This is a genomic window from Kitasatospora sp. NPDC051705 (genome assembly GCF_044453265.1).
Taxonomy (GTDB): Bacteria; Actinomycetota; Actinomycetes; order Streptomycetales; family Streptomycetaceae; genus Kitasatospora.
Map to the genome: position 1 here is coordinate 320,664 of NZ_JBITCO010000006.1, position 12,501 is coordinate 333,164.

A 12,501-nucleotide genomic window follows, 5' to 3' on the forward strand; every position below is an offset into this window, starting at 1 on the left:
GGTGCGCCGAGGTGTGCTGCGCGGGGCCATTCGTACCGCCGGGTCACCGGGCGGCCGGGCCCCCGGTCACCGCCGGGTCGAACGCCTCGCCGGGCCGGTCGAACCCGCTGTCGGCCGGATCGAACAGCACGTCGCCCACCGCCGTTCGGGCGTAGAGGACGCTGTGGCCGGCCCGGTGGGCGCTGGTCAGACCGGCCGCGCGCAGGGCGGTCAGGTGCTGCGAGACGCCGGCGGCGGACAGCCCGGTGCGGCGGGCCAGCTCGGTGGTCGAGGCCGGGGAGTCCAGTTCCGCGAGCAGCCGGGCCCGGGACCGGCCGAGCACCGCGGCCAGCGCGTCCGAGCGCTCGGCCGTCCCCGGCCGGGACTCCCACAGGGTGGCGGCGCCGCGCGCCGGGTAGCTCAGCTGCGGGGGATCCGGTGGCAGCACCCTGGTCAGCACCCGCGGCCAGACGAAGGCGGACGGCAGGAGCAGCAGCCCGGCCCCGGCGTTCAGCCGGGTGACCGCGCAGTGCCGCCGGTCCAGGAGCAGCGCCGTGCCGTCCCAGCGGACCGTCTCGTGCAGGTCGTCCAGCATCCGCGCGGTGCCCTGCGCGGCGGCCTGCCGGGAGCGGTGGAACACGTCCGCCTCCAGCAGCGTGCGGATCCGCGCCCAGTACGGGGCGAGGGCGAGCTGCCAGTACGCCTCGATCTCGGCGGTGAGCCGGGGCAGCTGTGCCGCCGGGTCGCGGTACAGCGGCTCCAGGACGGGCGGCAGGCGGCCGCCGGCCTCGGCGGCCAGGACGTCGAGGTCGGCCCGGACCTGGGCGGCGCCGGTGGCCGCGATCGCCGTCAGCTCCTCGGCCAGGGTGGGGGAGGACCCCGCCGGGGCGGGGTTGAGGAAGTCCGGCAGGTGGCCGGTGTGCGGGACCATCCCGGCCAGCCGGCCGCGGTCCAGCCCGGTGGTGGCCAGCCGCCCGCGGACCTGCTCGGCCCAGCGGCGGTGCGGCTCGGGGACGGCGGCCCCGGCGAGGGCGCGCAGACCGCCGACCACCTCCTGCATCGGGGAGACCGCGAAGCGGGTCAGCGCCACGTCGTTCGCGGAGAAGTGCAGTGCCGTGCGCATACGGGCCCCTCCCCGGAGATTCGGCCCCAGCTTAATCACTGGTGGGCGCTGCGGGCCGGGCCGGACGATGCGGGGGACGGACGCACCACCGGACGGCACCGAAAGACGACGGAGATCCCGCATGTCCACTGGCACCACCACCCACGCCCACCCGGCCCGCGAGCGGGCGCTGCGGCTGCGCGAGCTCCTCGCGGACGGCGTCCTCGTCCTGCCCAACGCCTGGGACGCGGGCAGCGCCGCCGTCATCGCCTCGGCCGGCGCCCCGGCGATCGCCACCACCAGCGGTGGCGTGTCCTGGTCGCTCGGCCGCGGGGACGGCCACCGGCTGGCCCGGGGGGAGGCCGTCGAGGCGGCCCGCCGGATCGTCGCGGCCGTGGACGTGCCGGTCACCGTCGACGCCGAGGGTGGGTACGGTCCGCTGCCCGCCGACGTGGCCGCGACCGTGACGGCCCTGGTCGGGGCCGGTGCGGTCGGCGTCAACCTGGAGGACTCGACCGCCGTCGGCGGCCCGCTGCACCCGGTGGCCGAACAGGCCGGGCGGCTGCGCGCGGCCCGGGCGGCGGCGGCCGCGGCCGGCCTCCCCGAGCTGGTGCTGAACGCCCGCACGGACGTCTTCCTGTTCGGGCTGGGCGGACTCGACGACGTGCTGGCCCGGGCCGGGGCCTACGCCGCGGCGGGCGCCGACGGCCTCTTCGTCCCCGGGCTGCTGGACCTCGACCTGCTCGCCGAGCTGTGCCGGCGCTCCCCGCTGCCGGTGAACGCGATGGCCGTCGCCGGGGGGCCGGGCGTCGCCGAACTCGCCGCCGCGGGGGTGCGGCGGGTCACCGTCGGCACCGGCCTCGCCCAGCTCGCCTACACCGCCGCCCGGCGCGCCGCCGCCGAACTGCTCGGGCCCGGGACGGTGCGGGAGCTGGACGGCGCGCTCGGGTTCGGCGACCTGAACGGGCTGTACGGGGGCTGAACGGGCCGTACCGGGGCTGACCGGCGACGGCCCGGGTGCCCGGGCCGTCGCCCCGCCGGTCCGTCAGCCGGTGAAACCCAGCTCGCCGAGGCTCTGCTCGATCCGGGCGCGGTGCGCGGCCTCCCAGTCGTCCAGCGACTCGGCGGCCTCCTTGGCCAGCTTGGCCCGGGCCGCGGCCAGCGTCGGCGCGCGCCCGGCGGCGGGGACCACCACCACGCCCTCCTCGTCGGCCACCACCACGTCCCCGGCCGCGACCAGGACGCCGCCGCAGCGCACCGGGCCGCCGTGCGCCCCGAGGGCCCGCTTCGCCCCCGGGATCGGGATCACCCCCCGGGCGAAGACCGGGAAGCCGAGCTCCCGCACCTCGCCGAGGTCGCGGATCAGGCCGTCGGCCACGAATGCGGCGACGCCCCGGCGCTGCGCCACCGCGCACACGTTGCCCCCGGCCAGCGCGTGGTCCGGGTCGCCCGACTCGACGACGATCACGGCGCCCGGCTCGGCCCGGTAGATCGCCGCGTGCAGCATCAGGTTGTCGCCCGGCGGGCACCGTACGGTGAACGCCGGGCCGGCCACCCGGGGCGCCCCCGACCAGAGCGGGCGGATGCCGGCGTCCATGACCCGCTCGCGCCCGAGCACGTCGGCCAGGGTGGTGGTGGGGATGTCCTTGAAGTCCTCGTCCATGGTTCCTCGTCCTCCGGGTGGGGATGCCGTCGAGCGATGGTTCCACGGCCCGTCCGCGACGCTCCCGGACGGGCGCCCGCACGCACCGGGGCCTGCCGGGGCGCGGCCCCTCCGGGCACCGGTCGGGCTGATCCGCCCCGACGGGTCGGCCGGTCGAAGTAGCCTTCGTGCATGGCAGAGAGCAAGGTCCGGAAGGCCGCGGCACCGAAGGCCCGGCCGGCCGTGAGGGCGAGGAAGCCGGAGTCGCACCTGGCGATGGTGCGGCGGGCGCGGCGGATCAACCGGGAGCTGGCGGAGCTGTACCCGTACGCGCACCCGGAGCTGGACTTCGAGAACCCGTTCCAGTTGCTGGTGGCCACGGTGCTGTCGGCGCAGACCACGGACCTGCGGGTGAACCAGACGACGCCCGCACTGTTCGCGAAGTACCCGACGCCGGAGGACATGGCGGCGGCGAACCCGGAGGAGCTGGAGGAGGTCATCCGCCCGACCGGCTTCTTCCGGAACAAGGCGAAGGCGCTGATCGGCCTCTCGGTCGCGCTGCGCGACGGGTTCGGCGGCGAGGTGCCGGGGCGCCTGGAGGACCTGGTGACGCTGCCGGGCGTGGGCCGCAAGACCGCCAACGTGGTCCTCGGCAACGTCTTCGGAGTGCCCGGGATCACCGTGGACACCCACTTCGGGCGGCTGGCCCGGCGGTTCGCCTGGACGGCCGAGGAGGACCCGGTGAAGGTCGAGGCGGTGGTCGCCGAGATCTTCCCGAAGTCGGAGTGGACGATGTTGTCGCACCGGGTGGTCTTCCACGGCCGCCGGATCTGCCACTCCCGCAACCCCGCCTGCGGGGCCTGCCCGATCGCCCCGCTCTGCCCGGCGTACGGGGAGGGCGAGACGGACCCGGAGAAGGCGCGCAAGCTGCTCAAGTACGAGATGGGCGGCCGGCCCGGCCAGCGGTTGAAGCCGCCGGCGGACTTCCCCGGCGAGGCCGCCGCACGGGCCGACGCCGACGCCCACCTGGGCCGGGTCGCGGACCTGGCGGTGGGCGAGTGACGCGCGGGGCGCAGGAGATGCCGGAGGCGCGGGAGGCCCGGGTGATCGAGCGGGACGGCCTGCCGGCCTGGCTGGAGCCGGTGCGGGAGGCGGCCGAGCGGGTCCTGCCGGAGCAGCTGAGCCGCTTCCTGCCGCCGGCCGAGGGCGGCCGGGCGGCGGCGGTGCTGATGCTCTTCGGCGAGGGGCCGGACGGGCCGGACCTCCTGTTGATCGAGCGGGCCCGCTCGCTGCGCTCGCACGCCGGCCAGCCGTCCTTCCCGGGCGGCGCGCTGGATCCGGAGGACGGCGACCCGCAGGGCCCGGGCCCGGTCGCGGCGGCGCTTCGGGAGGCCTGGGAGGAGACCGGGCTGGACCCGGCCGGGGTGCAGGTGTTCGCGGCGCTGCCCGCGCTGTACATCCCGGTGAGCCGCTTCGTGGTGACCCCGGTGCTCGGCTGGTGGCGGGTGGAGTCGCCGGTGCGGCCGGTGGACCGCGGGGAGACGGGCGCGGTGTTCCGGGTGCCGGTCGCCGAGCTCGCCGACCCGGCGAACCGGGTGCGGCTGCGGCACCCCTCCGGGCACGTCGGGCCGGCCTTCGCGGTCGCCGGCCGGCTGGTCTGGGGGTTCACGGCGGGGGTGATCGACCGGGTGCTGCACCACAGCGGCCTGGAGCGGCCCTGGGACCCGTCCCGGGTCGTCGACCTCTCGGACGAGGCGCTGGCCCTGGTCCAGGGAGACCTCGACCACTCCAGCGCGCTGCCGGGCGGCGACGCCGGCTCCTCGTGAGGGGCCGTCGGTACGGCCGGGCCGGGGGCCGTGGGAGGGTGTCGGGGTGAACGTCCTGGATGTGCTGCTGATCGCCGCTGCCGTGGGATTCGCCGTGTCGGGCTACCGGCAGGGCTTCGTGGTGGGTGTGTTGTCCCTGGTCGGGTTCCTGGGCGGCGGGCTGCTGGCCGTCCAGTTGCTGCCGCTGCTGCTGGACCACCTCAGCCCGGGCACCACGGCCTCGGTGGTGGCCGTGGTGGTGGTGATCGTGTTCGCCGCGATCGGCCAGGCGGTCACCGCGCACTTCGGCTGGAAGCTCCGCGGGCACATCGACCGCCGTCCGGCACGGGTGCTGGACGCGCTGGGCGGCTCGGCCGTGAACGTGGTCTCGATGCTGCTGGTGGCCTGGCTGATCGGTTCGGCGCTGGCCGGGGCGTCGCTGCCGACGGTGTCCAAGCAGGTCCGCTCCTCGGCGATCCTCGGGGGCGTGCAGAACGCGCTGCCCGACGACGCGCCGAACTGGTTCTCGGACTTCTCCAAGGTGCTCGCCCGCAACGGCTTCCCGCAGGTCTTCAACCCGTTCGAGCACGAGCCGATCACCCAGGTCGACACGCCGGACCCGGCGCTGGCGGGCACCCCGGCGGTGGCGCGGGCGAAGCAGAGCCTGGTCAAAGTGGTCGGCACCGCCACCTCCTGCGGCAAGACCCTGGAGGGCAGCGGGTTCGTCTTCGCCCCGCACCGGGTGATGACCAACGCCCACGTGGTGGGCGGGGTCGACGAGCCCACCGTGCAGATCGGCGGGACGGGCCAGCTGTACGACGCGACGGTGGTCCGCTACGACTGGCAGCGCGACATCGCGGTGCTGGACGTCCCCAAGCTGAACGCGCCCCCGCTGACCTTCGCGGGCGAGGCGAAGACCAACGACAGCGCGATCGTGGCGGGCTTCCCGGAGAACGGCGCCTTCAACGTCCAGCCGGCCCGCATCCGGGGCCGGATCCAGGCCAACGGCCCGGACATCTACCACCGCGGCCAGGTGGTGCGCGACGTCTACTCGGTCCGCTCGCTGGTCCGCCAGGGCAACAGCGGCGGCCCGCTGCTCACCCCGGACGGCCAGGTGTACGGCGTGGTGTTCGCCAAGTCGCTGGACAGCGCGGACACCGGGTACGTGCTGACCGCGGCCGAGGTGCGGGAGGACGCGGAGAAGGGCAGCACCGCGAGCAGCCGGGTGGACACCCAGGGCTGCGCGCTCTGACCGCGGCCGGCGGGCCGCACCCGCCGGCCGGGCCCCCGCCCCGGTCGGCTCCGCCCTCCGGCGGGGAAGCACCGGGGACGCGCCGGCAGGGAAGCACCGGGGACGCGCCGGCGGGGAAGCATCGGGGACGCGCCGGGGGCACTCTGCCGGATGTCCGTCGGATCGTCAGTCCCCCCTGGTAGCCTCTGCCGCGCTCACCCGTTCGGCTCAACCGGGCGCCGTCCCGGAGTGAGTCGCACGGGAGGTCGGGGAAGTCCGATGATGGGTCACTCGCACGCGGTCAGCGGGGCGATGCTGTACGCGGCCTCGGCGCCGTTCCTGCCCCCGCTGCTGCTGCACACCGCGCTGCAGCCCGCGGACATACTGATGGGCACCGTGCTGTGCGCGGGTGCGGCCCTGCTGCCGGACCTCGACCACCACGACGGCTCGATCGCCAACTTCCTCGGCCCGCTCTCCAAGGCCCTCTGCCGCTTCGTGGCCTGGGCCTCGGGCGGGCACCGGCACGCCACCCACTCGCTGCTCTTCGTCGCGCTGACGGGCGGCGGCACCTGGGCCGGGGTCACCTTCCTGGGCCGGAACTTCACCCTCGCGCTGACGTTCTTCCTGCTCGCGCTGGCGATCCGGGCGCTGCGGCTCTGCCCGCCGGGGGACGGTCCGCAGACCTGGATCACCGTCGTCGGGCTGTCCGCGCTCGGCACCTTCGGGATGAACACCTGGATGCCGAACTCGCCCGGCTGGCTGCCCTACGCGGTGGCGCTGGGCACGCTGGCGCACCTGCTGGGCGACTGCCTGACCAAGAAGGGCGCGCCGCTGCTGTGGCCGCACAAGGAGCGCTACGAGGTGGTGCTGATCAAGCGCAGCGGCAACAGCGTGGAGACCAAGGTGCTGGTGCCGATCATGTCGGTGGCGACCTTCGTCCTGCTCTGGTTCACGGCGCTGTCGCCCACGATCGTGAACTGACCGGCCGGGCGCCGGGGCCGCCGGGCCGCCGGCCGGTCGGGCCGGTGACGCCGGGCGGTGCGGCGCGGGGCCTCAGGTCTCGCGCCGCAGTCGTGCGCCGACCCAGCGGGCGCGCCGGCCCAGGATGCGCGGGATGCCGAGCTGGCGCTGCGCCGGCCGCTGGCGGCGGTCGAGGCCGTCGAAGCCGAGGTCGTCCGCCCGGTCGGGGCGGTGGGCGGAGCGCTGGGAGCTGTTCTGGCGTTGGGCGCGCGGGGCACCGCCGCGATCGGGCATCCAGGTCATACCGGAATGGATGCCCCTGGGCCGGTGGGGGTAATCGCCCGGGTCGCGTCGAAGTTGTCCTATGCGCTTGTCATATGAGCTCAGCGTCAAGGGAGTTGGGGGCCGAAGGCCCTTCCCGCGGGACCCGCCGAAAGGGCCCGTGCCTCACTCCTTGTGGTGGCCGATCCAGTCCAGCAGCTCGGCGGTGAACTGCTCCGGGACCTCCTCGTGCGGGAAGTGCCCCACCCCGGGCAGCAGCCGCCAGCGGTACGGCGCCGCCACGTACTCGCCGCCGCCGAGCGCGGTGCGCGACAGCAGCACCGGGTCCGCCGCGCCCTGGACGTGCAGGGTCGGCGCCGTGATCGGCTTCTTCATCCGCCGGGCGAACTGGATGCCGTCCGGGCGGGCCATCGAACGCAGCAGCCAGCGGTACGGCTCGATCGAGCAGTGCGCCGTGCTCGGGATCTGGATCGCCTGCCGGTACGCGTGCTTGGCCGCCCCGTCGAGCTGGTTCGGCCCGGTCCAGGCGTCCAGGTAGTGGCCGACCAGCGCGGCGTCGTCGGCCACCAGGCGGCGTTCCGGTATCCACGGCCGCTGGAAGCCCAGCACGTGCTCGAAGGCGGCCGCCTGGCGGCGGTCGGTCAGCAGGGCCCGGCGCAGGTCCCGGGGGTGTGCGGCGGAGACGACGGTGAGGCTCTGGATCACCGACGGGCGCATCACCGCCGCGACCCAGGCCAGCGTCCCGCCGGAGGCGTGGCCGACCAGGTGCGCCCGGCGTTCGCCGAGCGAGCGGATCACCCCGGTGATGTCCAGTGCCAGGTTGCCCGGGTCGTACCCGCGCGGGGTGCGGTCGCTGCCGCCGATGCCCCGCAGGTCGAGGGCCACCGCCCGGTAGCCGGCCTCGGCCAGCGCGGTCAGCTGGTGGCGCCAGGCCCACCAGTACTCGGGCCAGCCGTGCACCAGCAGTACCAGCGGGCCCGCGCCGAGCTCGGCGATGTGGAACCGGGCGCCGTTGGCCGCCAGGTCGCGGTGCGTCCACGGGCCGGCCTGCCGGACGCTCCAGGCCTCGGCGGCGTCGTCGACGGCACCGCCGGCGGCCTCCTCGGCGGGCTCCCGTCCGGGGGCCGGGGCGGGGCCGGATGCGGCGGACGGCTGCGCGGGTACGGGCTTCTGGTCAAGCGGCATACCGAGAGCGTGTCACATCCGTGCGCCGGACACGTGCCCGGCACTCGCTCCCGGCGGGTCCGGGAGCGCCCGGCGGGCCGCCGTCCGACGGGCCGGCGCGCCGCCACCGGGGAGGGGCGGGCGGGCCGCCGGACCGGCCGTCACCGGACGGGCGGGCGGGCGGTTACGGGATGCGGCCCAGGCCCCGGTCGATCTCCTCCTGGGTGGCCGGGCGCGGCCGGGCGTTCTTCAGCACGTCGGCGGTCCTCTGCGCGCCCTCGATGGTGCGGTGCGGCTTCTCGATCTTCTTGAACGAGCGCCAGGCCAGCAGCCCGAGCACCACCGCGAGCAGCACGTAGGCGGCCGCCACGATCAGGAAGGACCAGCCGAGCGAGAGGCCCAGCGCGTGGATGCCGAACGCGGCGGCGGCGCTGAACATCGGGACGGAGGCCAGCAGCACCACGCCGGCGACGGCCAGTGAGACGCCCCCGGACACGCCGCGCTTGACGTCCGCCCGGATCTCGGCCTTGGCGAGCGCGATCTCGTCGTGGACGAGCGCGGACAGGTCGGCGGTGGCCGCCGCGAACAGCTGCCCCACCGAACGCTCGCCCTCGTAGGGCGCCCGGCCGTAGCTGGACGGGTCTGCGGCTCCTGCGGGCATCAGCGGTTCTCCTCTGCGGCTGTGCGGCGTGACGCCGCCGTGTGGTGCGGTTCCGGAGGCCGGTGGGGGCCCGGAGGCGTCCGTGGACTGTCGACAGCTCAGAATCATGCCCCTACCGGTCAGTCGCACACCACTCCGGGGCCCCGCCGGGGGGACGTGTCCCGGGCCGGGGAGGGCCGCCGGAGGGCCTCAGGGCGCCTTCCCGGGCCCCTCCTCGCGGGGGTGCCGGGTGAGGTCGGCGACCCGGGCGCGCCAGGCCGGGTCGTCCTGCTGGTAGACGTCCGGGACGCCGTCGCCGTCCACGTCCCGGTCCTCCTCCTCGCACAGCGCGCGGTAGTGCCGGTTGCGCAGCTTGAGCAGCACGGTGGCGATCGTCGCGCAGAACAGCGAGCCGACCAGGACGGCGGTCTTGGCCAGGTCGGCGAGGGCCGGGTCGCCGGGGAAGGCCAGCTCGCTGATGAGCAGCGAGACCGTGAAGCCGATGCCGGCGAGCACCGAGACCGCGAAGAGGTCGGCCCAGCTGAGCCGGGGGTTCAGTTCGGCCCGGGTGAAGCGGGCGGCCAGCCAGGTGCCGCCGAAGATGCCGACCGTCTTGCCGACCAGCAGGCCGATGACGATGCCGAGCGGCATGGCCTGGGTGAACACCTCGCGCAGCGCCGGCCCGGAGATCGTCACCCCGGCCGCGAACAGCGCGAAGACCGGGACGGCCAGGCCGGCCGAGAGCGGGCGGACCAGGTGCTCGATGTGCTCGCCGGGGGACTGCTGCTCGTCGCCCTCGCGGTGGCAGCGCAGCATCAGGCCCATCGCGACGCCGGCGACCGTGGCGTGGACGCCGCTCTCGTGCATCAGCGCCCAGGTCAGGAAGGCCAGCGGCACGAACAGGTACCAGCCGTGCACCCCGCGCCGGTGCAGGAACCAGAACAGCACCAGGCCGGCCAGCGCCAGTCCGAGCGCCCAGAACTTGATGCCGGAGCTGTAGAAGACCGCGATGATCAGGATCGCGATCAGGTCGTCCACCACGGCGAGGGTCAGCAGGAAGGCGCGCAGGGCGGACGGCAGGTGGCTGCCGACCACGGCCAGCACGCCGAGCGCGAAGGCGATGTCGGTGGCGGTCGGGATCGCCCAGCCGCCGGGGTGGCCGCCGCCGCCCGAGTTGACGAGCGTGAAGAGGACGGCGGGCAGGGCCACGCCGCAGACCGCGGCGACCACCGGCAGCAGCGCGGCGCTCGGGGTGCGCAGCTCGCCCGCGACGAACTCGCGCTTGAGCTCGATGCCGGCCACGAAGAAGAAGATCGTCAGCAGGCCGTCCTTGGCCCAGTTGCCGAGGGTGAGGTCGAGGTGGAGCGGGCCGGACGGGCCGACGGTGTGGTCGAGGACGCTCTGGTAGGCCTCCGGCCAGACGTTGGCCCAGATCAGGGCCACCACGGCGGCGACGAGCAGCAGCACGCCGCCGACCGTCTCGGTCCGCAGGGCGTCGGTGATGAAGGTCCGCTCGGGCAGGGACAGCCGGCCGAGGAACTGCCGGCGGGTCGTCGGCTCGGGGACGGGCGGCTGGTCGGTCACGCGGGACCTCCTGGGGCTGGGAGCGGCAACGGATGCACGGGTGGTGCAGTTGCCGACCAGACTTCCCGGCGCGCCCTGTGACGCCCGGTCTCCTGCTCGGGGACCTTGATGCGTCCTTAGCAGTCTAGCGGGATCTTTCGGGTGACGACCGGATCGTCCTACTGAAGGACTTAAGCCCTGCCGACGGCTTCCGCACCCCCGGGGAGCACCCGCCCTGCACCCGGATGGCCCCGGCCGCATGCAGTCGGGTGAACCCGTCCCTATCGTCGGTCGCAGGCGCCGCCCGACCCGGGGCGGCGCGCCCCCCCCCGGTGGGGAACGGCCGGGACCGACCGGAGGCACGACCATGCCCAGACCACCCCTCTTACCGCCGTCGCGGCGACTCCCCCGGTGGAGCGCCGACCGATGAACACCGCGCTGTACCCCCCGGTCGGTACCGACGTCCCCGAGGACCTCGACCACCTGCTCCGCCCGCTGTTCCACGCCGCGGGCCCCGGCGGCGGCATCGCCGTCGCCGTGATCCGGGGCGCCGAGCGGACGGTCGCCTGCCGGGGCCACTCCGACCGCTCCGCCGAACGCCCCGTCCGGGCCGACACCCGGTTCGAGCTCGGCTCCGTCACCAAGACCTTCACCGGCCTGCTGCTGGCCGAGATGGCCGCCCGGGGGGACGTCCGCTACGACGACCCGATCGACCGCTACCTCCCCGCGCACGCCGCCCCCGGCTACCCGCACGAGCGGCCGATCACCCTGCTCCACCTGGCCACCCACACCTCGGGCCTGCCCCGGTCGCCGGTCGGTCTGCTGCCGGCCGTGGCCCCCCGGTGGTTCACCCGCCCGTACGCCACGTTCGGCCCCGCGCACCTGCTCGGGGCACTGCCGCGGACCCCCGTCCGGGGGACTCCGGGCACGCAGGTGCGCTACTCCAACCTCGGCTGCGGACTGCTCGGGATGCTGCTGGCCAACGCGGCCGGACAGCGTTACGACGATCTGCTGGCCGCCCGGGTCTGCGGGCCGCTCGGCCTGGTGGACACCTCCTGCGGGCCCGGCCCGGAGGACGTCGCCCGGTACCGGCGCGGCCGCCGGGTGCCGTCGTTCCGGCTGCCGGCCCTGCCCGGCGCGGCGGCCCTGCGCTCGACCGCCGACGACATGCTCCGCTACCTGCAGGCGCACCTGTCGCTGGACGCCGTTCCGCTCCCGGAGCCGGCCGACGCGGCGGTGCTGCGGACCGCGCTCGGCGAGGTCCGCCGGCCGCGGGCCGGGCGACGCCGCGGCGGCGGGACCCGGATCTGCCTGGGCTGGAACCAGCGCTCGGGGGCGGGCCCGGACCGGACGGCCGGGGCCGGGCCGGGGGAGGACGAGGGGGTGGAGGAGGAGCTGGTGTTCCACACCGGGTCGACCCGCGGCGGTACCGCCTTCGTCGGGTTCAGTCCACGGGCGGAGGTGGGCCTCGCGGTCATGGCCGGGGCCCGGTCGCTGCGCAGCCGCGGCTTCGTCCAGCGCGCGTACGACACCCTGCGGACGATGGCCGCCGACCGGACGGCCGGGAGCGACGGCGTCGGCGGCGAGGACGGCGGGGTCGCGGAGGGCGGGGCCGGCGGTGCCCGGTCCACCGGGCGCGGTGGGCGGGCAGCGCCGGGCGGGGTGGTGCCGGAGTGACGACGGCGCCCCGGGCGGTGGTCACCGCCCGGGGCACCGGTCAGACCGGTCGCGCAGCTCAGCCGTTGCTGGCGGTGGGCGGGAGCTGGGCCTGGATCTGGCTCATCACGGTGCTGTCGGCGAGCGTGGTGGTGTCGCCGACTTCGCGGCCTTCGGCGATGTCGCGCAGGAGGCGGCGCATGATCTTGCCGGAGCGGGTCTTGGGGAGTTCGCCGACGACCTTGATCTGCTTGGGCTTGGCGATCGGGCCCAGGGTGCGGCCGACGTGGGCGCGCAGTTCCTCGACGAGTTCGGGGGTGTCGGTGGCCGTGCCGCGCAGGATGACGAAGGCGACGATGGCCTGGCCGGTGGTGGCGTCGGCGGCGCCGACGACCGCGGACTCGGCCACGGCGGGGTGGCCGACCAGGGCGGACTCGACCTCGGTGGTGGAGATGTTGTGGCCGGAGACGAGCATCA

12 protein-coding genes and 1 pseudogene are annotated in these 12,501 nt (G+C 75.6%); 6 read left to right on the forward strand and 7 right to left on the reverse strand.

The annotated features are described in order from the left end of the window. Nucleotides 1–43: 43 nt before the first annotated feature. Nucleotides 44–1,102 (reverse strand): winged helix-turn-helix domain-containing protein, encoded by a 1,059-nt coding sequence (locus ACIA8Q_RS11190; protein WP_396317037.1) that lies wholly within the window; start codon nt 1,100–1,102, stop codon nt 44–46. Nucleotides 1,103–1,223: 121 nt separating this feature from the next. On the opposite strand from ACIA8Q_RS11190, the gene ACIA8Q_RS11195 reads away from it, so the two are divergent. Continuing rightward, a complete protein-coding gene (locus ACIA8Q_RS11195; protein WP_360205513.1) occupies nt 1,224–2,063 on the forward strand; it encodes an isocitrate lyase/phosphoenolpyruvate mutase family protein in 840 nt (279 codons plus the stop codon). Between the two features lie 63 nt (nt 2,064–2,126). Here ACIA8Q_RS11195 and ACIA8Q_RS11200 read toward each other — a convergent pair whose 3' ends face one another. After that, nucleotides 2,127–2,744 carry an RraA family protein gene (locus ACIA8Q_RS11200; protein WP_396317038.1) on the reverse strand — a complete coding sequence of 206 codons (618 nt, stop codon included), beginning with the start codon at nt 2,742–2,744 and terminating at the stop codon, nt 2,127–2,129. Between the two features lie 171 nt (nt 2,745–2,915). Between ACIA8Q_RS11200 and nth the strand changes: the two genes are divergently transcribed. The 4 genes from nth (at nt 2,916) to ACIA8Q_RS11220 (ending at nt 6,740) form a co-directional block, all read left to right on the forward strand. After that, nucleotides 2,916–3,785, forward strand: a complete 870-nt coding sequence (nth, locus tag ACIA8Q_RS11205; protein ID WP_360205508.1) for an endonuclease III — start codon at nt 2,916–2,918, stop codon at nt 3,783–3,785. Nucleotides 3,786–3,802: 17 nt separating this feature from the next. After that, complete coding sequence (locus tag ACIA8Q_RS11210) at nt 3,803–4,549, forward strand: NUDIX hydrolase (RefSeq protein WP_387900685.1); 747 nt, start codon at nt 3,803–3,805, stop codon at nt 4,547–4,549. Between the two features lie 46 nt (nt 4,550–4,595). Then, a complete protein-coding gene (locus ACIA8Q_RS11215) occupies nt 4,596–5,780 on the forward strand; it encodes a MarP family serine protease (RefSeq protein WP_360205502.1) in 1,185 nt (394 codons plus the stop codon). A 258-nt stretch (nt 5,781–6,038) separates the two neighbouring features. Then, nucleotides 6,039–6,740 (forward strand): metal-dependent hydrolase, encoded by a 702-nt coding sequence (locus ACIA8Q_RS11220; RefSeq protein ID WP_396317039.1) that lies wholly within the window; start codon nt 6,039–6,041, stop codon nt 6,738–6,740. Nucleotides 6,741–6,812: 72 nt separating this feature from the next. Here the strand turns inward: ACIA8Q_RS11220 and ACIA8Q_RS11225 are convergent, their stop codons facing one another. The 4 genes from ACIA8Q_RS11225 to nhaA all read right to left on the reverse strand — a co-directional run bounded on the left by ACIA8Q_RS11225 (nt 6,813) and on the right by nhaA (nt 10,389). Then, nucleotides 6,813–7,022: a hypothetical protein gene (locus ACIA8Q_RS11225; RefSeq protein ID WP_360205496.1), complete on the reverse strand. Its 210-nt coding sequence runs from the start codon at nt 7,020–7,022 to the stop codon at nt 6,813–6,815. A gap of 144 nt (nt 7,023–7,166) precedes the next feature. Further along, on the reverse strand, nt 7,167–8,186 hold the full coding sequence (locus tag ACIA8Q_RS11230; RefSeq protein ID WP_360205493.1) for an alpha/beta hydrolase: 1,020 nt from the start codon (nt 8,184–8,186) through the stop codon (nt 7,167–7,169). 163 nt (nt 8,187–8,349) lie between these two features. Continuing rightward, nucleotides 8,350–8,826: a phage holin family protein gene (locus ACIA8Q_RS11235; protein ID WP_360205490.1), complete on the reverse strand. Its 477-nt coding sequence runs from the start codon at nt 8,824–8,826 to the stop codon at nt 8,350–8,352. Between the two features lie 189 nt (nt 8,827–9,015). Then, a complete protein-coding gene (nhaA, locus tag ACIA8Q_RS11240) occupies nt 9,016–10,389 on the reverse strand; it encodes a Na+/H+ antiporter NhaA (RefSeq protein ID WP_396317040.1) in 1,374 nt (457 codons plus the stop codon). A 405-nt stretch (nt 10,390–10,794) separates the two neighbouring features. Between nhaA and ACIA8Q_RS11245 the strand changes: the two genes are divergently transcribed. Beyond that, a complete protein-coding gene (locus ACIA8Q_RS11245; RefSeq protein WP_396317041.1) occupies nt 10,795–12,045 on the forward strand; it encodes a serine hydrolase domain-containing protein in 1,251 nt (416 codons plus the stop codon). 58 nt (nt 12,046–12,103) lie between these two features. Here ACIA8Q_RS11245 and ACIA8Q_RS11250 read toward each other — a convergent pair. Continuing rightward, nucleotides 12,104–12,501: pseudogene (locus tag ACIA8Q_RS11250) on the reverse strand (acetyl-coenzyme A synthetase); the annotation flags it as partial.

Excerpts from the sequence above, each read along its gene's own strand:
- ACIA8Q_RS11210 (WP_387900685.1), top strand. The coding sequence starts at position 3,803 with ATGCCGGAGGCGCGGGAGGCCCGGGTGATCGAGCGGGACGGCCTGCCG.
- ACIA8Q_RS11230 (WP_360205493.1), bottom strand. The coding sequence starts at position 8,186 with ATGCCGCTTGACCAGAAGCCCGTACCCGCGCAGCCGTCCGCCGCATCC.
- ACIA8Q_RS11245 (WP_396317041.1), top strand. The coding sequence starts at position 10,795 with ATGAACACCGCGCTGTACCCCCCGGTCGGTACCGACGTCCCCGAGGAC.
- ACIA8Q_RS11200 (WP_396317038.1), bottom strand. The coding sequence starts at position 2,744 with ATGGACGAGGACTTCAAGGACATCCCCACCACCACCCTGGCCGACGTG.
- ACIA8Q_RS11235 (WP_360205490.1), bottom strand. The coding sequence starts at position 8,826 with ATGCCCGCAGGAGCCGCAGACCCGTCCAGCTACGGCCGGGCGCCCTAC.
- ACIA8Q_RS11195 (WP_360205513.1), top strand. The coding sequence starts at position 1,224 with ATGTCCACTGGCACCACCACCCACGCCCACCCGGCCCGCGAGCGGGCG.
- nth (WP_360205508.1), top strand. The coding sequence starts at position 2,916 with ATGGCAGAGAGCAAGGTCCGGAAGGCCGCGGCACCGAAGGCCCGGCCG.
- ACIA8Q_RS11220 (WP_396317039.1), top strand. The coding sequence starts at position 6,039 with ATGATGGGTCACTCGCACGCGGTCAGCGGGGCGATGCTGTACGCGGCC.
- ACIA8Q_RS11225 (WP_360205496.1), bottom strand. The coding sequence starts at position 7,022 with ATGACCTGGATGCCCGATCGCGGCGGTGCCCCGCGCGCCCAACGCCAG.
- ACIA8Q_RS11190 (WP_396317037.1), bottom strand. The coding sequence starts at position 1,102 with ATGCGCACGGCACTGCACTTCTCCGCGAACGACGTGGCGCTGACCCGC.